Below are 20,427 nucleotides of genomic sequence, written 5' to 3'. Positions count from 1 at the left end.
CACGTATTGCCACGCACGAAAAATTCTTGGGGCACGCGTAAGGCCAAAGCATCACCGGGTTAAGGGGGAAAATCCGGCCGGATCGTGCAGGTCGATCTTGGGTTCAAGCGAAAGCGATTTCAACATGCCCAAAAGTACCAAAATCTGCGCTGATCTCCGTGCCCGGCGGGCATTCCACCGGGCGGATGAAGCTGCCCGAAAGGATGATTTGCCCCGGCTCGATGCTTTGCCCGTATTGCGCCATGCGCCGCGCGAGCCAGACGACACTTTCCACCGGATCGTTCAGCACGCCCGCGCCAAGGCCGGTTTCCTCGACCTCTCCGTTACGCGACGTGATCGCGCCGACCCACCGCAGATCATGGGCGTCTGGGGCGTGTCTTTGCGGCCCCAGGACGACGCCTGCATTGGCGGCGTTATCGCTGATCGTGTCGAAAATCTTGCGTGTCGTGCCCGTGGCTGCATCCACCCGCGTGATCCGCGTATCAAGGATTTCTAGCGACGGTGCAACGTAGTCCGTGGCGGCCAGAACATCTTCCCGCGTCACCTCCGAACCGCCAATGGGCGCTTTCATCACAAAGGCGATTTCCGCCTCCACCCGAGGTTGGATGAAACGCCCCGCAGGCACTGTGGAACCATGGTCAAACGCCATGTCATCAAACAAGATCCCGCTATCGGGAATGTCGATGTTCAGCGCATATTGCATCGCCTTGGAGGTCAGCCCGATCTTCCACCCGATCACCTGCCGCCCTTGGGCCAGCTTGGCCTTGGCGATGGCGTTTTGCACCGCATAGGCGTCGTCCATCCCGATCTGGGGATGGCGGAGCGTCAGCAGGCCGATTTGTTCGCCCGTTGCTTCGGCCCGAAGAAGATCCTCGGCGGCTTTCGCGTGATCTGCGGGCGTCATACCACTTCGTCCTCGACCGTGTTGCGCAGGGTGCCGATGGTGTTGACCTCGACCTCGACCACATCGCCGGGCTTGAGGTATCGGGGCGGATCAAAACGCGCGCCTGCCCCCGTGGGGGTGCCGGTGACAATGATGTCGCCGGGCTGGAGCGTCATGAAGGTTGAGATGTATTCGATCTCTCGCCGGATCGGGTGCATCATCCGGCTGAGCGTATCGTCTTGGCGCACCTCACCATTCACCCGCGTGATGATACGGGCGTCGTCCAACTGGCTGGCATCGGCGAAGGGCACCAGCCAAGGGCCCAGAGCAGCAGAACGATCCCAGTTCTTGCCTTGCGTCACGTTGAATTTCGCATGCCGCACCCAGTCGCGGATCGTGCCTTCGTTGCAGATCGTCAGGGCCGCGATGTGGTCATAGGCGTCCCCTTGGCTGATGCGCCGCCCCGCTTTGCCGATGACAATCGCCACCTCGCCCTCATAATCGAGCGTGTGGTTTTCCGGCGGACGGATCAGGGGCCGGTTGTGCCCCGTGAAGCCGCTGGCGAAGCGCGGAAAAAGCGACATGTATTTCGGCGTCTCGCTGCCGTCTTTATATTCAGCATTTCGGTCGGGAAAGTTGACGCCCACACACAGGATGCGGCGGGCGTCGGGCAGGACCATCTCGTATTGGAAATCCGTGTGGGTGACGGATTTGCCGGTTGTCAGGCCCGAGAGTTGATCCAAAGCGCCTGCCCGGATCACGTCGGACAGCGTGGCGAATTGCGGCAAATCGGGGCTGAGCGCGATCATGCCCGCGTCGGTCACGGCCCCATAGAAGGTTTCGCCCTCGGCAGAGTAGGTCGCGTATCTCATTGAATCTTCTCCCAAACATCCGCAATCACATCGCGCGCCAGCATCACGTCATCGCGGGTGCAATCGAACTGGCCCACCTGAAACCGGATCACCTTGCGGCCCTCAAACGCGCCTTGGGTCAAGTAGATGCGGCCATCATCGTTCAGCGCATCGACAAGGCGTTGCTGATCGTCGTCGCTGCCCGGGCAGCGGAAGGAAAAGAGGCTTAGGATCGGCTCGGACGTGATTTCGAACCCTTCCATCTGCCGGATCGCCTCGCATAATTCTCCGGCCCACAGGACGTGGTTGCGAATGCGCGCGCGCAGACCGTCGAGGCCATAGCAGCGGATTAGGAACCAGATTTTCAACGCCCGAAAACGGCGGCCCAAGGGGATTGTCCATTCGCTGTAATTCGTGACCGCATCGCCCGAGGTCTTCAGATACTCCGGCTCGATTTTCAGGGTGTTAAGCTGCGGCTGCGGGTCCAGAAGGAACTGGATGGAGCAATCGAACTGCGCCCCCAGCCATTTGTGCGGGTTGAACACGATGGAGTCATACCCCGCGACGCCGTCCCAGAAATCGGCGTGAAACTCCGGGCAGATCATCGCAGACCCCGCCCACGCCGCATCGAGGTGGGTATAGAGGTCATGTGCTTTGGCCACAGCGAGCACGGCGCCAAGGTCATCGGACGCGCCAACGCCCGTGCCGCCGGTGATCGCGATGATCCCCGCGGGCGTGTGGCCGGCTTTGATATCGGCGGCGATGGCGGCTTCCAGCGCTGCCACGTCCACCGCGAAACGGGGGCCGTGGGTGGGGATTTTCACCAGATTATCCTGCCCGATCCCCGCCACCCAAGCCGCCCGGTCAATGGACGAATGTACTTGGTCCGAGCAATAGACCCGCAACGCGCCCTTGTCTGAGAGCCCGTCGCGGTTACCGGTGTAGCCCGTCGCCCGTTCGCGCATGGTCAACACCGCCGACAGGGTCGCAGATGAGGCGCTGTCCTGGATCACGCCCGTATATTCCGATGGGAGGTCAAGCGCTTGGCGCAACCAATCGACCATCACGCCTTCCACCTCTGTGGCGGCGGGGGAGGTCTGCCAAAGCATACATTGCGCGGCAACGGTGTTCACCAACTGCTCGGCCAACATCGACGGGGGGGAGGCATTCGCGGCGAAATAGGCGAAGAAACGCGGGTGCTGCCAATGGGTCATTCCGGGCATCACGATGGTTTCAAAATCCGCCATGACAGCGTCCAACCCCTCGGCCCCATTGGGCGGCGCAGAAGGGAGTTGTGCGGCAATCTCACCGGGGGCGGTCTGCGCCCGTACGGGACGATCGCGCAGGGTCTTGTGGTACGCCGCGCCCCAATCGGCAATCTTGCCGCCCCAAAGGGCGTATTCGTCCCAATCCATTGTCATATTCTCCTAAGGGGCAATAATCGGGCTGGCCTTGATCTGGCTGTCCGAGGTGTCCACACCCACAAAGGGCGAGCCGTGTTTGAACCAGCTTTCCGGCGCAGGTGCCCCCCATAGGGTCTGGCGCTGCGGGTCTTGCAGATCCCATTTGATCGGTTCCAGATCCGGGTCAACTGTCTGATAATCCGAGCAATATATCTCGGTCCGGTGGCCGTCCGGGTCAAGAACATAAAGGAAGAAGGCGTTGGAGATTCCATGCCGCCCCGGCCCGCGTTCGATGTTGCCGACGTAGCCGGTGGTGGCCATCAGGTCGAGCAGGTCGATGATATTCAGCGGCGTCGGCACCCAGAATGCCATGTGGTGCAGGCGCGGCCCGGTGCCGTTGGTGAACGCCATATCATGCACGCCGCCCTTGCGGTGCATCCACGCGGCCCAGAGCTTCCCGCTATCGGCGTCCTCGGTGTATTCCGTCACGCGGAAGCCGAAATCCGAATAGAACGCGACCGAGGCATCCACATCGGGAGAGAAGCAATTGAAGTGGTCGATCCGCAGGGGTTTCACGCCATTATAGAGCGCGTATTTCTGGTGGATCGAGGGCAGACGGTCCATCTTGTGATAGAACTCTAGCGGGATGCCCATGTTGTCCGAGGTCAGTAGCGTGCGGCCCTGATAGGGGCGTTTCACCCACTCCGTCGGGCGGCCTTTGGCCTGAAAATACGCCTCGGCCCGGTCAAGATCGGCGTCATCGAAGGTCTTGAAGCCCATGACCTCTACGGTGCCGGGCTGATCAGACTTTTGCAGAATCACGCTGTGGTGCCCCCGTTCCTCCATGGCGCGCAGGTAGACGTGGGTCGCATCCTCATCGGTGATTTGCAGGCCAAGGGTATCGACGTAGAACGCCTTGGACGCCGCCAGATCGGACACATTCAGGCACAGGTGGCTAAGGCGTATCGTATTGAAATCAGGGTAAAGATTTGGCGAAGGCACGGGCATCAGAGCGCTCCTAACTTGGTGATCTTGTGGTGACCCAGGGCAAATCCCACGTGCTTTTGCTCCATGTAGAATTCAAACGACCAATCGCCGCCGTCACGCCCGATGCCGCTGTTTTTCACGCCACCAAAGGGCGTCGGCAAATGGCGCACGTTTTCCGAGTTTACCCAGATCATGCCCGCCTCCAGCGCATCGGTGAACCGCAGGGCGCGGGTGAGGTCGTTGGTCCAGACATAGCCCGTTAACCCATAGGGCGTGTCATTGGCGATGTTCAGCGCCTCCTCTTCCGTAGTGAAGGGGATGGAGGTGAGGACGGGGCCAAAAATCTCTTCCTGAGCGATGCGCATTTGGTTGGTCGCCCCGGTGAACAACGTCGGTTTGACGAAATAGCCCGCCTCGCCCACCGCTTCACCACCCGCCGCAATGGTCGCGCCGTCTTGCTTGGCGATATCGAAGTAGCTGGCCACTTTGGCGAAATGTTCTTCGCTGATCAAAGGCCCGATTTCCGTGACAGGATCCAGCGGGTGACCCACGCGGATGTTGTTGACCCGTTCGACTAGCTTGGCCTCGAATTCCTCACGGATGCTTTCTTGCACAAGAAGTCGGGAGGACGAGGTGCAGCGTTCGCCGTTGATCGAGTAGATCATGAAAATTACCGCATCCAGCGCCCGATCCAGATCGGCGTCCTCGAACACGATAACGGGGTTCTTCCCACCGAGCTCCAGATGGTTGCGCTTGAGCGTGTCTGCGCCCTGTTTGGTAATCAGGCTTCCCGTGCGGCTTTCGCCCACAAAGGCAATGGCGCGGATTTTCGGGTGTTCGCACAGGGCTTTGCCCGCTTCTTCCCCAAACCCGTTGACGGTGTTCAATACGCCGGGTGGCAGGCCCGCTTCTTCCGCAATCTCCACCAAAAGTCGCGCAGTCAGAGGCGAGGCTTCGGCCGGTTTGTGGACCACCGTGCACCCCGCCGCGAGGGCCGGCGCGATCTTCCAGGTGGACAGCATGAACGGCGTGTTCCAAGGGGTGATGACCCCCACGGGGCCAATGGGCACGCGGCTGGTGACGTTCATCAAGGTCGGCGATTTCAGGTGTTGGCCGTCGCGGGCCTGCACGACTTGATCGGCGAAATAGCGGAAGTTCTCGGCGCCGCGCAGAGCAGCCTTGGACATGAACTTGAAGGCTTGGCCCGTGTCCCAGCATTCGCAAAGGGCGATTTCCTCGGCGCGGGCTTCAATCGCCTCGGCCACGCGGATCAGGATGCGCTTACGCTCTGCCGCGGGCATGTCGCGCCAAGCCGGAAACGCGGCAGCGGCAGCCTGTGCCGCCTTGTCGATATCAGTCGCCGTGCCATGGGCGACGTCGCAGATCACGCTTTTATCCACGGGCGATATTGTCTGAAACACGCCCCCTGCCCCGGCCACATCTTCCCCCGCAATCCGGTTGCGAATGCCGGTGTCTTGGAACCGCGCCAGATAGCCGCTTAGTTTCGCAATGTTGTCGTCCAGCTTGCTCATGGGGTGCCTTTCAGGTGATCTCGGATCGTGCCGCATTTGGGGGACAGCGTGGCGTCAATGTCGCGCATTTCAGCGGACAACGCGATGGAATGAGAGGCTATCGCAGGCGCAAGAGCCGCCTTGGCTGCATCAAAAATGCGGGTGATTGCATCTTGCTTCACCTCCGCCGGGCGGCCTTCGCGCAACCGGACAGAGATATCAATGAACCCATGTTTCGGGTCTCCATCGGCAATCGCATAATGATCGACACGCGTGGCGCGGACGCGGATGCCCGCCAAGGGAAAGGCCGCAATCGTCGCAGCCTCGGCCCGGATCACCTCACAAAAAGCGGCCATATCCACGGTGCCTTCTAGGTTGGCGGAATAGTCGATCTGGAAATGCGGCATGATACCCTTAACAAGTTAATTGTTGCGAAGTTAAATAAATACGTGTTGTATTGTCAAGCCTGCCTTGGCAGCACAAGACGACGTCACAGATGGCCCGCCCTATGCAGAAACTTCCCCCCACCGCGCGATCTTTGCCCATCGCGCTGATCCGCGCCCGCGAAGGCGTCATGGCCCCGATCCGCGACATGCTATCGGAGACCGGGATCACCGAGCAACAATGGCGTGTCTTGCGGGTCCTGTCCGAGAACGGCCCGTTGGACGCCACCACCCTGGCGGAGCGTGCCAGCCTGCTGTTCCCCAGCCTCACCCGGATCGCGGCGAAGATGCGAGAGAAGGGGCTGGTGACCCAGACGAGGGACGATGTGGACCGCCGCCGCCATTTCATCGCGATCACCGATGAGGGGCAGAAGATCATTGACGAATGCTCTGGCACCGCCGCCCAGATCGCCGCAGATACCCGCGCTCAATTGGGGGACGAGAACTTCGAGACGCTGCTGGATCTTCTTGCCCTGCTGGAGCCGGGCGCAAAGGGGTAGCCCAAGGGGGTGCCAATGCATGGGTGGCAGGCTGCACTAGGGCGCAGAAGTCGGCGTACCCGGCGGGTTTGGCACGGCCAGATAATCTGCCTTGGGGATGCGGATAATCCCCTTCAGACCAAGGGCTTGGGCGTCATCCGGCGCAAGGGTGGCGATGGCGTCTTGCACCGCTTCAAAGACCGTGTCTGCGTCGTTTCGTGCCGCTGTGATTAACGGCAGGCCGGGGGTGGGGGCGGTCCAGTCGAGCACCCTCAGCTGCGCGGCGAATGCCTCAAACCTCTCCATATTGCGCCATGACACCGCATCCAGCGCCGCGATATCGGCCACCCCTTCTGCCACCGCGCGGGCCGAGGCCAGATGCCCCCCCGTCTGCACCCGATCCGCGAAGAAAAACCCGCGCGCCTGAAGGTGCCAATAGGGGGCCGCGAAGCCCGACTGGGAGAAGCTTTGATTATACGCAAACCGCGCGGTTCGGAACGCGAGAAGGTCCATGCGCGGGTCATCGGCCCGCACCACAAGGGCGCTGCGATAGTACCCCGGAGGGCAGCCATCGACGCCGTAATCCGGCGTACCAACCAGCGAAACCTGATCGTGCAGAAACAGCCGATAGGGCATCCCGCAGGTCTGGCTCAGTGCTAACTGCGGGTCACGCCAGACGGTGAATTCATCGGTCTCCTGCGACAGGGCGTCGGGCGCTTGAATACCCCTGCCCCGCAATCCATCGCGGATCAGTGCCCACAGGCGATCATGGGCCGCCGACAGCTCGGCCCGTTGGTACATCATCAAGCTGGCAATCATCGGGTTGAGCCTTTCTGAGAGCGATCGGCGGAGCCGCACCGAAAAGCCTACAGGCGCACCAGATGATTGTCGAAGGCCCGCGGGTGGGAGGTAAGGTTGTGCACCATGCCCCCCCCATCAAACCGCCCCACAACGCCGCCGCCGTTGGTAAAGCAAAAGCCGCCATCCGGGTGTTGGTTCAACCCGCAAACATCGCCCGAGGAAGCGCTTTCGATGAAATCTCCGTTCGCCACGTCGAAGACCTGAAGCAGCCCGCCACGGGGCGAGGTGATGGCCACACGGCGATGATCGCCCGAGAATGACACGCTGCCCGCATAGCCTTGCATTACGCCGTGGCGCGAGGCGTCAGGGGCCAGCAAAACCGCCGCCTCCCCCTGCCGGTGCAGGCCCAGAAGCGCCGGGGCTGTCGTCGGATCACCCTGCCATTGCATTGCAAAGGCCACGGTGCCGTCGGGGGTCACATCAAGGTGCCGGATCGAGTTCAGATGATCTTCCGGCGCCGGCTCAAACTGGTCCAGAAGAGCGCCCTCGGACGACAGGTAGCTCAGGTTGGGGCGCATGATGGGCAGGTTCAGCTTGACCCGGCCGCTATCGGGATGCGTCTCGATCCCGCCATTGGCCACCACAAGGGTGCCGCTTTCCGGCAGGCGCAGAATGTCATGGGGGCCAACCCCACCCGAGGTGAATTCACCAATCCGTCGATAGCCCCGCGCCGCGTCCCATATGCCGATCATGCCACGGGCGGCGTCATAGTCATTCTCGGTGGTGAACAGCCGCGATCCATCGGCCGAAAACACCCCGTGGCCGTAGAAATGTCGGCCCTCTGGCGCCTCGATCCGGGCCACTTGCGTGCCGCTGCTGCAATCTATCACGATCGCGAAGGTGCCGGGACGACGAGCGAAGGCGATCGCCTCGGGGCGGCTTGGGTGCACAGCCGCTGCGTGGCCTCTGTCGGGCAACGGGACCTCGAACGTGAGGTGGCCGGAGGGGTCCAAACCACACAGGGAATAGACCCCATCGGGACGCAAAGACGCGGTGACATAAGCCGGATGCCCCGCATCGGCCCATGAGGTTTGAGGCGACAGGCCCGTCGCCATAAGCCCCGCCAGAACAGCCCGCCGCGCGACCATCAGTCCCCGTCCAGAGAGTTAAAGCCCGCCGAAACCCCAAGGCTTGGCCCCATCTCTGTCAGGATCAGCCTGCGCAATTCGTTGATACGCTGTTGCAAAACCTCGACCCGAAACCGCCCTTGCGGATCGCTGACACCCGCCAGCGACGGGTCCTCCAACGCATCTAGCCCCGCAATCACCGCGCCGAAATGCGCCGCGATATCGGCCTGCATGTCGGGGCTGCCGTCGGCCAACGCCCCGGCCAATTCCGAAAGACCCTGCTGGGAGGCCAAGAGCATTGGCACGCTACGCCCGGACCGTCTCGCCTCGGCCCGATTGGGGCGGGGGCGCTCAAAGGTGCCAAGGGGGCGGCCCAGGCGGACGTCGGCGTTGAACTCCAACCCGGTGGTGAGCGCGTTGAACAGGGCGCGCATCGCCTCGTCTGGGGATTGGTAGCGGTCATTGCTGCCCGCGCTGCGCATCAGATCGGCGTGGGTGTCTGCCCAATCCGCCGCGATCTCGGCGGTGGTCGTGGCAATGTCCGTGGCCATCACCTGAATCAGGTCACAGCGGTAATCCGCCCCGCCCCTTTCGGTGAACGCGGGGTCAAACAGCAGGAACTCCATCGCGTAAAAGCCCCGCCCTGCCACGGAAACGCTGGTGAACTCGGCCAGATCACCCACGACCGGATCGCTATCGTCGATCAGTTGCGCCAAAGCGCGCGGCGTGGCACCGCGACTGTCGGGCCAGAAGGCCAACGCGAAGGCGCGATTGTCGGCCTCGAACGGGCCGAAGCGCAAATGAGCCACATGGGCCCAAGCGTCAAACGCCGTGTGATAGGCCGGGATCAGCGCCGAAGGCGTGCAATCCTGCGCGGCGGCATCGGCAAAGGCGGCGCTGGCCGATGCGAGTTCCGCGACGCCCGGCAAGACATGGCTATCGAGGGCCGCTTCAATGGCCGCCGAATGGTCTTGAGCCGCAACCGATGTGGGCAAGGCGGCAAGCAGGGCAAGGGTGGGGAGGCGCATGTTAAAGGCTTTCCAAAAAGGCAATCAAAGCGGCCCGATCGGTGGCCGGCATGGTGACGACAGCATCGCGGGCGGCTTCGGCCTCACCACCATGCCACAACACAGCTTCCAGCAAGGACCGCGCACGGCCATCGTGGAGGAAATAACTGTGGCCACTAACGGTTTGCGTCAACCCGATGCCCCAAAGCGGCGCGGTGCGCCATTCGCGGCCCGTGGCGCGGCCCTCGGGGCGGTTGTCGGCCAAGCCCTCGCCCATGTCGTGCAGCAAAAGGTCCGAGTAGGGCCAGATCAACTGGAAGCTGGTGGCCGGGTCGCCTTCCTGCCGATGGGTCACGAAGCTTGGCACGTGGCAGGCGGCGCATTGGGCGGCGTGAAAAAGCTCTCTCCCCCGCAAAACGGTGGGATCATCGACGTCCCGACGCGCAGGCACCGCAAGGCTTTGGCTATAGAACGTCACCAGATCAAGGCCGATATCGTCGATCTCAAACCCGTCCTGCTCTGCGTCACCTCCATGGAGCGCCGCGCGGCAATCGGCCTGAGCCAAGGTGCATTCGCCCCACCCGCCGGGATGCAGCGGGTTGGAGATACCGATATCCCCCGCAAAGGCCGCCGCGCTTTGTTCGCGGATCGTGGGGTTGCCCGCCTTGTGGCCGAACCTGCCCAACATCGGTTGGTCGTGTTCCAGCGACCAGACAATCTGTGGGCGACCAGAAATTCCGTCGCTGTCAAGGTCATCGGGGTCGGCGTTGGCAAGGATGTCTTCTGCGGGAATGGCCTCGATCATCCCAAGTCCGATCATCTGGTTTGCCACCCGCGGGGATAGCATCGCGTCGGGGTGTAGCGGACCATAGCCAAGGTTCGTGGCCCGGTATGTGGGCGCGCGCAGGGTGGCAGTCTCGCCATCGGAAAGAGGCACTTCGACCTCCTCATAGGTCACGTCGAAGGCGTATTCCGCCGCGTGGCCCGGCAGGCTGAAGTCCTGCAACTGGGTGCCATAGGTCGGGTCGCCCTGGGTGGCGATGTAGTCCGCAATCTCGGACAATGGCCCGCCGGTGATTGTGGGCGCAGGGATAGAGATGCGCAGGAAAATGGACACGGCGCTATCGTCTGGCCCCTCGGGCGGATGCCCGCGCCCGTCCTTCAAATGACAGCGCTGGCAGGACCGGGCGTTATATAGCGGGCCGAGGCCGTCGCTGGCCAAGGTCGACGCAGGCGGCGTGACCCAAAGCCTGCGGAACAGCCCATTGCCGACGCGGAAGTTCAGTTCATCCTCAAAGCTCAGGTTACTTAGCGGCTGCGAAAACGCATCGGCATTGGCCCTTGGGCGCACGGTCCCTGCCCCGGCAGAGTTTTCCTCAAACGGCAACGCCGCAGAGAAATCCTCCGGCGCTGCGGTGACCGCCGCGATGCGGGCGCGTTCTTCATCGGTGCGGGGAATGACGTCAAGGTGCACATCCGCCAGCCCTTCCCACGCCGGCGCGGGCAACGACGTGTCGCCTTGGGCAGCGATGCCGATGGCGAGGGCAAGTGTGCCAACCAAAAGAGGGAGCGTCTTGTTCATTTTCAAAACCCTAAGGGGCGACACATAGATATCCCTTGTACCGCCCCCTTAAAGAAATGTGACCGACCAAGCGATCGGGAAGCTCCGTTTATTCGAACACGGCCGATGGGTTGTCGAGGCTGTCAGAGCCTTCAAACGCGATGGCATCAAGGTCCAGTTCAACCACGATCCGTTCAATCGTCTGGGTCTGTTCGATGAAGCCGTTGACGCCGCCCATGACCAGCGCTTCGCCTGCTTCATTGCCACGCTCCAACATCTGGTCGTAGGCGAAGCCGCTTTCCGCAGCGGTCACGATCTGGCCCAGTTCGCGCATCGTATTGGACAAACGCACGCGCATTTCCATATCGAGGTCGGGGTTACTTGCCACCACCAGATCAGACAGCGACGGCCCGCTGACAACCGAGCCATCGGCGCGGACGTATTCGCCCAAGTAGACGTTCTGCACGCCCAAACCATCAAGGTAGTGGTCGTTATGGGTGTTGTCGGCAAAGCAGGAATGCTCCTCTTCAGGGTCGTTCAGCATCACGCCAAGGCGCATCCGCTCGCCCGCGACTTCGCCGTAGGACAGCGAGCCCATGCCCGTCAGCATCGCAGAGATGCCCGCATCCGGGTTTTCCGCCAAGGCCGTGCGCACGTCGCCACCCGCAGACCATTGGACCGCCATCCATTCCAGATCGCTCACCAACAAATCGGTGGCGGCAACAAGGTACTGGGCGCGGCGGTCGCAATTGCCGCCGGTGCAATCGTCGCCGGTGGCGTAATCCGTCCAAGGGCGATTACCTGCACCTGCGCCGTGGCCGTTCAGGTCCTGGCCCCACAGCAGGAATTCAATGGCGTGGTAGCCGGTGGCCACGTTTGCCTCGATCCCGTCGGCTTCGTGCAGGGTCTCTTCCAGCAGCGCGGGCGTGATTTCGGACGCGTCAATCTCGGTGCCCGAAAGGGTGAAGGTCGCATTGGCGATCACGTTGAGCGCGGCAAATTCGTTTTCGTCGCTGGGGCCGCCATAGCCGCCATCCACATAGTCGATCAGGCCCTCGTCCAGCGGCCATGCGTTCACGCGGCCCTCCCAATCATCCACAACGGCATTGCCGAAACGGTACACTTCAGTCTGCTGGTAAGGCACGCGGGCCGCAAGCCAAGCGGCGCGGGCGGCCTGAAGGTTTTCGGCGGAGGGTGTCTCTACAAGGGCGTTCACAACCACCTGCAACGTCTGCGCGGTGGTCAGGCTGTCGGCATAGGCGGCCTCGGCAATGTTGCCATAGGTTTCCAGCACATCGGCACGAACTTGGGCGACGGCGAAACCCGTGGACAGCGCAAGCGCGCTGGTGGCGAGGGTAAGGAAGAGGGGGCGGCGGTTCATGTGGGGTGTCCCTTGGTCTGTATAAAACTGGCACCGCGACGACAGAACAGATGCAAGGCCCGCTGGTCGACTCGGCTTCATTGCCATAGCTGACTAATTTAGTCGACTATGGCAAGTCTTAGTTTTTCTATCAGGTATAAAGCCCCTCCCGATGGGCAGTTGTCGTTCAACAAAATTGGCACAATACTGGCGGAAAAGTTTTCTGAACGCGGTGCAATATTATGAGCACACCTACGATGGCGGCAGGGTTCGCCGCCTCATTCGCAGATTTCGCCGTAGACGCGGGCGCGGACCGTGAAAGCCTGTTGCAAGCCAGCAATGTGACCGAAACGGACCTGAGTAATCAGGACAATCGCATTCCCGTGGCCGCCTATCAGGCCATGATCGCTGCTGCGATCGCTCAGACGGGCGACACGGCCCTGTTGTTGCGCCACACGTTTCAATCCGATCTGGAAACCATGTCGGTTGTGGGCCAGATCGTCCACACCTCTGCCTCGCTTGCCCATTCCATCGAGCAGTTGAACCGATACATGCGGCTGATGTCCGACGAGATGCCCCGCCACGGCGGCGAACGGTTTGAGCTGTTTGAAACGCCCGAGGGGTTGTGGATCGTCGATCACGAGATCCTGCCGGCGACCGAATACATCGGCACCGAAACCAGTTTCGCGCGGTTCATCAGCGAATTCCGCACAGCCTTTCCGCAACTGACCTTCGGAATCAGTCTGGAGGTCGCCTACGCGCCGCCGCCCCATGTGGACGAATACCCCAATCTATTCCGCCTTCCCGTGACCTTCAACGCCCCGCGCAATGCGCTTCGGATTGATCCGATCTGGAACACGCCGGATTCCGATTTCGAACCGGGCCACGCCTATGCGTTCGGCATCTTCACCCGCCACGCTGATGCGCTGTTGCAAGAGCTGGAGACCGACACCACCGCCCGCGGGTTGGTGGAGACCCACGTTCTGCCGCATCTGCACGAGGGCAGCATCTCCATGGACCGTGTCGCCAAAGACGTCGGCATGAGCCGCCAAACCCTCTACCGTCGCCTGAAGGAGGAGGGCCTGACCTTCGGTGAGGTCCACGACGCCCTGCGCAAACGCATGGCGCTGGATTACCTTAGCGCCCAAAAGGTGTCGGTGAATGAGACCGCCTATCTGCTTGGGTTCTCGGAGGCGTCGTCGTTCGTGCGTGCGTTCAAGCGGTGGACGGGGCTCAGCCCCACGGCCTACCTGTCAAAAACCGCCTGAAGCCGCATTCTGTTACCAAGTGTCAAACACCTGATACCAGCGGTCATGCCGGTTTCAGGAGCGCTCCCCTATCTGCTTTCTCATCACATTGACGAGAAAGGTCACCCCATGAAGTCCCTCACGATCAGAGCATTTCCCGCCACCGCGATTGCGGGCGTTTGCTTTCTGACAGCCTGCGCCGATAGCGGCGCGAACTACACGCCCATTCTGGACGGCACGCCGACGCCCGCGTTCCAATCGGACCTATCGTCTTGCCAAACGCTGGCCCGCAACCAACGCCAGTTTGACGAAGACACCATGGGGGCGGCGGTTCTGGGCGCAGGCGCGGGGGCGCTATTGGGCCATGTGGATTCCGGCGGCGATGCCTTGGGCGGCGCGATTGCGGGCGCTTTGGCGGGCGGTGTTTCCGGCTCGGTCGAGGCGAACGAGCGGCGCGAGTCAATTGTTGTGGAATGCCTGCGGGGCCGTGGCCACGCGGTCGTCGGGTAAACGGGGGACCACACCATGATCCACCATAGCATCCTTCATTGCCGCAGCCGCCGCTACGTGGCGCTGCACGCGCTTCTGACCGGGTTGAGCCTGCGCTCAATGCCCCGGCGGCGCGGCTAACCCCCATGCCCAAACGAAACCGGAGCGTCCCATGACCCCAGCCACCCCCGCCCTGATCTACGCCGCCTGTAGCGCCCTGCCGATCACCATGCAAATCGGCCTTACCTTCGGGGCACCCTGGGGTCGCTTCGCCAATGGCGGGCGGCACCCCGGCGTCTTGCCACCCGCTTGGCGGGCGCTGGCCGTGGTGCAGGGGGCCTTGTTGGCCGCGATGGCTTGGGTCGTCTTGGCCCGCGCGGATATCATCGCAGCGCAGGTGCCGGCCCCAGTGTTTTGGGGCGCGGTGGGCATTACGGCCTTGTCGTTGATCGTCAACGCCATCAGCCCCTCGCGCCCCGAGCGGTTTCTATGGACACCGGTCCTTTTGGCCATGACCGCCGCCGCGCTGTGCGTTGCGTTTCGTTGAGCATTTGGAGTTAAGAGAATGAAAACCGTCTTTATTGCAGGAGCCACCGGCTATCTTGGCCGCTACCTCTGCGAAGAATATCAGCGGCGCGGCTGGTACGTTGCAGCCCTTGTGCGCGATGCGCCGCGAGCCAAATCCCTCTGCGCCGATCAGTTGATCGAGGCTGAGGCCACGGAACCGGCCACCTTGGTCGGCACGATGTCTGGCGCGGACCTTGTCATCTCGGCCCTTGGGATCACCCGCCAGGCCGATGGCTTGGGTTACTGGGACGTGGATTATCAAGCCAACCTGAACCTCCTGCGCGAAGCAGAAGCGGCGGGCGTTGGCCGTTTCGCCTATGTCCATGTGCTCCATGCGGGCACCATGGGCCATGTCCCCCTTGTTGCCGCCAAATCCGCCTTCGTGGAGGCGCTGCAACAAAGCACCCTGCCCTCCACCGTGATTGCCCCGTCTGGGTATTTCTCGGACATGGGCGATATTCTGGCGATGGCTGAGGCCGGGCGGGTGTGGCTGTTTGGCGATGGCTCTTGCCTGATCAACCCCATCCACGGCGCGGATCTGGCCCATGCCAGCGCCGAGGCGATTGCTCAGGAACGCCCCTGGATCGACGTAGGCGGGCCCGAAGTCTTTAGCCTGAAACAAGTGGCGAGCCTTGCGTTTGCCAGCCGTGAAGCGCCCACCAAGATCACTCTGCTTCCCGATGGCCTGCGTCGCGCGGCGCTTTGGCTGCTGCCTCGGGTCACGCCGCGCAAAATCCACGGACCAGCGCAGTTCTTCTTGACCGCAATGGCCCAGGACATGGTGGGAGAGCGGCACGGAACGCACCGCTTGTCCGACCATTTCAACAACACGCCTCCCCAGTGAATGGACACCGCAATGAACCTGCAAACAACTGGCGGTTTGGCCGCCCTGACCTGCGCCGGAACCTACCTGTCTGGCTTCGCCTTCCTGGTCACGCTTCTGGCCCCTTTGGGCTTTGGCACGAGCCAGATCGACATTAACGCAGCCGTCGCCTTTACGGCGGAAAACCCGGGTCTGATGATCATGTTCAACACGGTGATCTACATCGTGAACGCGCTGGCCTTGGCGGTTCTGGTGATGGCGTTGGACGCCCGGTTGCGGGGGGCTACGCCTAACTTCAGCTCTCTCACGCGCGGGTTTGGGATGGTCTGGGTGACGCTGGTATTGGCGGCTGGCATGGTGGCCAATGTCGCCGTTGAGCGGGTAGCCGTCCTGCCCCCCGACGCGGCTGTGTCCCTATGGCAAACCCTCCACGCGGTAGAGCTTGGTTTTGGCGGCGGTAATGAGATTGCGGGCGGCGTCTGGATCACCTGCATCTGCCTGACGGGATGGCGCGGCAACGGCCTTGCCAAGCCGGTCTGCGCCCTCGGTCTATTGGCGGGCGGCGCAGGCATCGTCACGTTGATCCCGGCGCTCGGGGATGTGGCAGGCGCGGTCTTCGGGCTTGGCGCAATCGCCTGGTTCCTTGCCGTTGCGCTGGTTTTCCTGTGGCCGGGCCGCAAGGGGCCTGTGCCCGCCTAGCGCTGCCCTTCTTCCGGGAACCGGGACCGGGTGCGATTGGCGAACGCCACAAGGGATAGCATCACCGGCACCTCTACCAACACGCCAACGACGGTGGCCAAAGCCGCGCCAGAGTTCAGTCCAAACAGGCTGATGGCCACCGCCACGGCGAGCTCGAAAAAGTTAGACGTGCCAATCAACGCGCAAGGCGCCGCAATCCGGTGCGGCACGCGCAACATCAAGGCAGCGCCGTATGCGACCGCAAAAATGCCGTAGGATTGCAAAAGGATCGGCACCGCGATCAGCGCGATCACCTGCGGGCGGTCAAGGATCACCTGCCCCTGCAAGCCGAACAAGATCACCACAGTGGCGATCAGGCCGATGACAGACCACGGCTTGATCCGCCCCTGAAACGCTGCGATCCGCGCCTCGGATTGCAAGTAGCGCCGGGTCAGGTAGCCCGCCAAGAAGGGCAATACCACGAACAGCACAACCGACAGCACCAGCGTTTCCCAGGGTACCACGATATCTGTCACGCCCAACAAAAACGCCACAATCGGGGCGAAGGCAAAGACCATCACCACGTCATTCACCGAGACTTGCAACAGGGTGTAGCTTTCGTCTCCACGGGTCAGTTGCGACCACACGAACACCATCGCCGTGCAGGGCGCGGCCCCCAGAAGGATCAAGCCCGCAAGGTATTGTTGCGCATCCTCTGGCGCGATCAGGTCGGCGAACACGACCTCAAAAAACAAGACGCCAAGGGCGGCCATGGTGAAGGGCTTGATAAGCCAATTCACCACCAACGTTATCGCCAGACCCTTGGGTTGCTAGACCACATCGCGCAGGCTGGCAGGGTCCACGCCCACCATCATCGGATAGACCATGGCCCAGATCAAAGCCGCAACGACAAGGTTAACGCTTGCCACCTCGGCCGCGGCAATGGCCGAGATCAGCCCCGGCGCGGCGCTGCCAAGGGCGATCCCCGCCCCCATCGCCAGCGCAATCCAAAGGGACAAATAGCGTTCAAACGTACCCATCAGTTCGTACCTTCCTTGAGTTCCGGGGCCAGTCGCCCCGCGGCCATTGCCGATGCCGCCACCATCACGGCCGCTGTCCCCAGCATCAGGGGCAAGCCGCCGACCTGATATGTCAGGCCAGACAAAAGCGTGCCCAACAGCCTGCCCGCAGCATTGGCCATGTAGTAGAACCCGACGTCCATCGTCACTCGGTCAGCGTGGGTGAACGACAGGATCAGGTAAGAGTGCAGTGCGGAATTGACCGCAAACACCGCCCCAAACACCAGCAGGCCCGCCACCAGCACAATCGTCAGCCAGAGCTGCGGCGCGTCCGTGGACAAAGCCGCCAACGTCAAGACGGCGGGCACGATGGCCAAGCCCCACGCCCACTGCCTTGCTGCGCCCAAAAGATCGGCCTGCGTCCGGGATTTGGCGCGAAGGATGCGAGGCGCATTGGCCTGGACAAGCCCGTAAAGGATGATCCAACCCGCCATGAAACTGCCAATCAGGAAGAAGGTGGCGCGGTTCCCGGCCTCGGACCCGTCGGACAGCACGGCGTAGAAATAGATCGGGATGCCAACAACGAACCATACGTCCCGCGCCCCGAATAGAAACACCCTTGCGGCGCTGAGCCAGTTCACATTGGCGGACTTGGAAAACACCTCGGAAAACTTCGCGCCTTTGCGGCCTTTGGGCAGGCCGGTGGGCATGGCAATCAGCACGGCGAGCAAGATCACGGCAAGGATCACGGCCAGCCCCAGAACGGCCGCGACAAACCCCACGCTCGCCAGCAACGCCGCCCCTAGAAGGAAGCCCACCCCTTTCACCGCGTTTTTCGACCCGGTCAGCAGGGCCACCCATCGAAACAACCCGCCCGCGTCCGACGGGGCCAGCAGCTTCACCGCCGATTTGGAGGACATTTTTGCCAAATCTTTCGCCACCCCGCTCGCGCCTTGTACCGCCATGACATAAGCGACCGAGGCGCCCATCGCCCAAGACGGGTCCAACATCGCCAAGGCCAACAAAGCGCCCACCTGCAATCCAAGTCCCGCATAGAGGGTGGAGGTCAGGCCAAATCGGGCTGCGATCCATCCTGCGCACAGGTTCGTGCCCACACCCGCCACTTCATAGAGCACGAACAGATAGGCCAATTGCACCGGCGAAAAGCCCAACGTGTGAAAGTGCAACAGCACCAACATCCGCAACGCGCCGTCCGTCAGCATGAAAGCCCAATAGGCGGCGGTGACAGCGACATAGGCCGCCGCCCCTCGGGGCTTTGCGGCGGCATCGCTCACAGGCGGGCCCCGACCATCATGGCCACATCAACCAAGCGATGCGCGTAGCCCATTTCGTTGTCGTACCAAGCGTAGATCTTCACCTGCGTCCCGTTCACGACCATGGTGGAGAGGGCGTCCACGATGCTGGAGCGTTCGTCGTTGGTGTAGTCGGTGGAGACAAGGGGCCGTTCTTCATACCCGAGGATGCCTTTCAGCGGCCCCTCGGCGGCGGCCTTGAACAGCGCGTTGACCTCCTCTGCCGTGGTGGCCTTTTCAACCTCAAACACGCAATCGGTGAGCGAGGCGTTCAACACCGGCACCCGAATCGCATGGCCGTTCAGGCGACCCTTCAGCTCGGGATAAATCAGGGTGATCGCCGTGGCGCTGCCCGTGGTTGTGGGGATCAGAGAGTTCAACGCTGAACGCGCCCGCCGCAGGTCTTTGGCCGGGCGGTCCACGATCGTCTGCGTGTTCGTCACGTTATGGATCGTGGTGATGGAGCCATGCTTGATCCGCAGGTTTTCGTGGATCACCTTCACCACCGGCGCGAGGCAATTGGTGGTGCAACTGGCTGCCGTCACAATGCGGTGCTGGTCGGGTGCATAGACGTCATCGTTCACCCCCATCACGATATTCGCGGCGTTTCCGTCCTTCACCGGAGCCGAGACCACAACTTTTTTCACCCCCGCCTCAAAATAAGCGCTCAGCGCGGCTTCGGTTTTGAAGACACCGGTGCAGTCGATGACGACATCCACGCCTTCCAAAGGCAGCTCCGCGATGGTGCGCGTCCCGATGAAAGGGAGCCGCGTGCCATTGATGGTCACGCTATCGGCATCATGGGCAAAGTCAGCTTCCCACCGCCCGTGCACCGTGTCGAATTCCAGTAAATGCGCGTGCATCTCGGGATCGCCCACGGCGTCATTGATCCAGGCAATTTTCGCGCCGCGTTCCAGCAAGGGCTTCAACGCCAGCTTTCCAATGCGGCCAAGACCGTTAAGGGCATAGGTCGTCACGTCAGCATTCCTTCGTTGTCAGATTGGCCCAAGGCATCCACCGCCCTTTGCACGGCCAAGGAATCCATGGAGGCGAGCGGCAGCGCGGCAAAGCCCCTTATGCGGTGCTCCAGCACGTCAAACGCCTTTTGAAACGCACGGGCCTTTTCCGCATCGCTGCCAGAGGCGGCGACCGGATCAGGCAGCCCCCAATGGGCGCTGACGGGTTGTCCGCGCCAAGTCGGGCACTCTTCATTCGCGGCTTGGTCACAGACGGTAAAGACGAAATCAAACGCCGGAGTGTCGGCGGTCTGGAAATCCGCGATGCTTTGGGGGAAGAGCCGATCGGCATCGTGCCCGCTTTGGCGCAACAAGGAAAGCGCCTCAGAATTAACCCCGTCGCGTGGATTGGTGCCTGCGGAGTAGGCCTCGAACCGGTCCCCCGCCACGTGACGCAATAGCGATTCCGCAAAGATCGACCGAGCAGAGTTCCCGGTGCAGATGAACAGGACATTGGCCTTGCGGGCGCGGTCTGGGCGCGGGACGGCAGCACTGGGCACGCAAACCTCGGGCCGGCCCCGGCAGCAATCGTTCAGCAGATAATCAACGGTTTCGCGGGCCGCATCCATATGGATTGCGTAGCGCAAAGAGGTGCCGACCCTTTCCTGCGTCACTAATCCGGCCTGCATCAGCGCGTTCACGTAAGTGGATAGCGTGTTGGGCTTGATCAAAAGGGCCCGCGCTAGCTCGGTTGCCGGGACGCGATCTGGATAACGACGCATCAGCAGCCGGAACACCGCAAGGCGCTGCGGATGACCAAGGGTCGACAGGCGGTTGGGAATTAGTATTTCCATAATTCACGAATATATGAATTATTAGGTCGTGCAAAGTGAATGTTTCATGGAAACCCTTTGCCGCGGGT

20 protein-coding genes and 1 pseudogene are annotated in these 20,427 nt (G+C 62.1%); 6 read left to right on the top strand and 15 right to left on the bottom strand.

Annotation, left to right across the window (positions count from 1 at the left end):
• Positions 1-103: 103 nt before the first annotated feature.
• Genes hpaH through AADW23_RS08115 form a run of 6 tightly spaced genes read right to left on the bottom strand, consistent with a single transcriptional unit; the run spans position 104 to position 6,042 of the window.
• The gene (hpaH, locus tag AADW23_RS08140) at positions 104-904 is read right to left on the bottom strand and encodes a 2-oxo-hept-4-ene-1,7-dioate hydratase (RefSeq protein WP_341864006.1); all 801 of its coding nucleotides are present in this window, start codon (positions 902-904) and stop codon (positions 104-106) included.
• Positions 901-1,755: a fumarylacetoacetate hydrolase family protein gene (locus AADW23_RS08135; RefSeq protein ID WP_341864005.1), complete on the bottom strand. Its 855-nt coding sequence runs from the start codon at positions 1,753-1,755 to the stop codon at positions 901-903. Before AADW23_RS08135 ends, hpaH begins: the two co-directional genes overlap by 4 nt.
• Positions 1,752-3,149 carry a pyridoxal-dependent decarboxylase gene (locus tag AADW23_RS08130; RefSeq protein ID WP_341864004.1) on the bottom strand — a complete coding sequence of 466 codons (1,398 nt, stop codon included), beginning with the start codon at positions 3,147-3,149 and terminating at the stop codon, positions 1,752-1,754. The genes AADW23_RS08135 and AADW23_RS08130 overlap by 4 nt, the downstream gene beginning before the upstream one ends.
• Before the next feature lie 12 nt (positions 3,150-3,161).
• Positions 3,162-4,145: a 3,4-dihydroxyphenylacetate 2,3-dioxygenase gene (gene hpaD, locus AADW23_RS08125; RefSeq protein WP_341864003.1), complete on the bottom strand. Its 984-nt coding sequence runs from the start codon at positions 4,143-4,145 to the stop codon at positions 3,162-3,164.
• A complete protein-coding gene (hpaE, locus tag AADW23_RS08120) occupies positions 4,145-5,656 on the bottom strand; it encodes a 5-carboxymethyl-2-hydroxymuconate semialdehyde dehydrogenase (RefSeq protein WP_341864002.1) in 1,512 nt (503 codons plus the stop codon). The genes hpaD and hpaE overlap by 1 nt, the downstream gene beginning before the upstream one ends.
• The gene (locus AADW23_RS08115) at positions 5,653-6,042 is read right to left on the bottom strand and encodes a 5-carboxymethyl-2-hydroxymuconate isomerase (RefSeq protein ID WP_341864001.1); all 390 of its coding nucleotides are present in this window, start codon (positions 6,040-6,042) and stop codon (positions 5,653-5,655) included. The genes hpaE and AADW23_RS08115 overlap by 4 nt, the downstream gene beginning before the upstream one ends.
• A gap of 101 nt (positions 6,043-6,143) precedes the next feature.
• Between AADW23_RS08115 and hpaR the strand changes: the two genes are divergently transcribed.
• Entirely contained in the window at positions 6,144-6,578 is a 435-nt protein-coding gene (gene hpaR / locus AADW23_RS08110; protein ID WP_341864000.1) for a homoprotocatechuate degradation operon regulator HpaR, read from the top strand.
• A 36-nt stretch (positions 6,579-6,614) separates the two neighbouring features.
• Here the strand turns inward: hpaR and AADW23_RS08105 are convergent, their stop codons facing one another.
• The 5 genes from AADW23_RS08105 to AADW23_RS08085 all read right to left on the bottom strand — a co-directional run bounded on the left by AADW23_RS08105 (position 6,615) and on the right by AADW23_RS08085 (position 12,434).
• The gene (locus AADW23_RS08105) at positions 6,615-7,376 is read right to left on the bottom strand and encodes a PhnD/SsuA/transferrin family substrate-binding protein (protein WP_341863999.1); all 762 of its coding nucleotides are present in this window, start codon (positions 7,374-7,376) and stop codon (positions 6,615-6,617) included.
• A 47-nt stretch (positions 7,377-7,423) separates the two neighbouring features.
• Positions 7,424-8,506 (bottom strand): DUF1513 domain-containing protein, encoded by a 1,083-nt coding sequence (locus AADW23_RS08100; protein ID WP_341863998.1) that lies wholly within the window; start codon positions 8,504-8,506, stop codon positions 7,424-7,426.
• Complete coding sequence (locus tag AADW23_RS08095) at positions 8,506-9,513, bottom strand: imelysin family protein (RefSeq protein WP_341863997.1); 1,008 nt, start codon at positions 9,511-9,513, stop codon at positions 8,506-8,508. The genes AADW23_RS08100 and AADW23_RS08095 overlap by 1 nt, the downstream gene beginning before the upstream one ends.
• Before the next feature lies 1 nt (position 9,514).
• Positions 9,515-11,074 carry a di-heme oxidoredictase family protein gene (locus AADW23_RS08090; protein ID WP_341863996.1) on the bottom strand — a complete coding sequence of 520 codons (1,560 nt, stop codon included), beginning with the start codon at positions 11,072-11,074 and terminating at the stop codon, positions 9,515-9,517.
• A gap of 88 nt (positions 11,075-11,162) precedes the next feature.
• Positions 11,163-12,434 carry an imelysin family protein gene (locus tag AADW23_RS08085; protein ID WP_341863995.1) on the bottom strand — a complete coding sequence of 424 codons (1,272 nt, stop codon included), beginning with the start codon at positions 12,432-12,434 and terminating at the stop codon, positions 11,163-11,165.
• Between the two features lie 221 nt (positions 12,435-12,655).
• On the opposite strand from AADW23_RS08085, the gene AADW23_RS08080 reads away from it, so the two are divergent.
• The 5 genes from AADW23_RS08080 to AADW23_RS08060 all read left to right on the top strand — a co-directional run bounded on the left by AADW23_RS08080 (position 12,656) and on the right by AADW23_RS08060 (position 16,238).
• Positions 12,656-13,681 (top strand): AraC family transcriptional regulator ligand-binding domain-containing protein, encoded by a 1,026-nt coding sequence (locus tag AADW23_RS08080; RefSeq protein ID WP_341863994.1) that lies wholly within the window; start codon positions 12,656-12,658, stop codon positions 13,679-13,681.
• A 108-nt stretch (positions 13,682-13,789) separates the two neighbouring features.
• Positions 13,790-14,170 carry a glycine zipper family protein gene (locus AADW23_RS08075; RefSeq protein WP_341863993.1) on the top strand — a complete coding sequence of 127 codons (381 nt, stop codon included), beginning with the start codon at positions 13,790-13,792 and terminating at the stop codon, positions 14,168-14,170.
• Positions 14,171-14,321: 151 nt separating this feature from the next.
• On the top strand, positions 14,322-14,696 hold the full coding sequence (locus AADW23_RS08070; RefSeq protein WP_341863992.1) for a hypothetical protein: 375 nt from the start codon (positions 14,322-14,324) through the stop codon (positions 14,694-14,696).
• A gap of 18 nt (positions 14,697-14,714) precedes the next feature.
• Positions 14,715-15,560, top strand: coding sequence for an SDR family oxidoreductase (locus AADW23_RS08065; protein ID WP_341863991.1), 846 nt, complete (start codon positions 14,715-14,717; stop codon positions 15,558-15,560).
• Between the two features lie 12 nt (positions 15,561-15,572).
• The gene (locus AADW23_RS08060; protein WP_341863990.1) at positions 15,573-16,238 is read left to right on the top strand and encodes a hypothetical protein; all 666 of its coding nucleotides are present in this window, start codon (positions 15,573-15,575) and stop codon (positions 16,236-16,238) included.
• Here the strand turns inward: AADW23_RS08060 and arsB are convergent.
• From arsB to AADW23_RS08040, 4 genes and pseudogenes are all read right to left on the bottom strand, one after another.
• Positions 16,235-17,257, bottom strand: a pseudogene (gene arsB / locus AADW23_RS08055) (ACR3 family arsenite efflux transporter). The gene AADW23_RS08060 and the pseudogene arsB overlap by 4 nt on opposite strands.
• Positions 17,257-18,531 (bottom strand): organoarsenical effux MFS transporter ArsJ, encoded by a 1,275-nt coding sequence (gene arsJ, locus AADW23_RS08050; RefSeq protein WP_341863989.1) that lies wholly within the window; start codon positions 18,529-18,531, stop codon positions 17,257-17,259. Before arsJ ends, arsB begins: the two are co-directional and overlap by 1 nt.
• A complete protein-coding gene (locus tag AADW23_RS08045; RefSeq protein ID WP_341863988.1) occupies positions 18,528-19,526 on the bottom strand; it encodes an ArsJ-associated glyceraldehyde-3-phosphate dehydrogenase in 999 nt (332 codons plus the stop codon). The genes arsJ and AADW23_RS08045 overlap by 4 nt, the downstream gene beginning before the upstream one ends.
• Positions 19,523-20,359 carry a helix-turn-helix domain-containing protein gene (locus AADW23_RS08040; RefSeq protein ID WP_341863987.1) on the bottom strand — a complete coding sequence of 279 codons (837 nt, stop codon included), beginning with the start codon at positions 20,357-20,359 and terminating at the stop codon, positions 19,523-19,525. The genes AADW23_RS08045 and AADW23_RS08040 overlap by 4 nt, the downstream gene beginning before the upstream one ends.
• Positions 20,360-20,427: the final 68 nt, after the last annotated feature.

This window comes from Gymnodinialimonas sp. 57CJ19, assembly GCF_038396845.1.
Taxonomy (GTDB): Bacteria; Pseudomonadota; Alphaproteobacteria; order Rhodobacterales; family Rhodobacteraceae; genus Gymnodinialimonas.
This window is presented reverse-complemented; position numbering and strand designations above follow the sequence as displayed.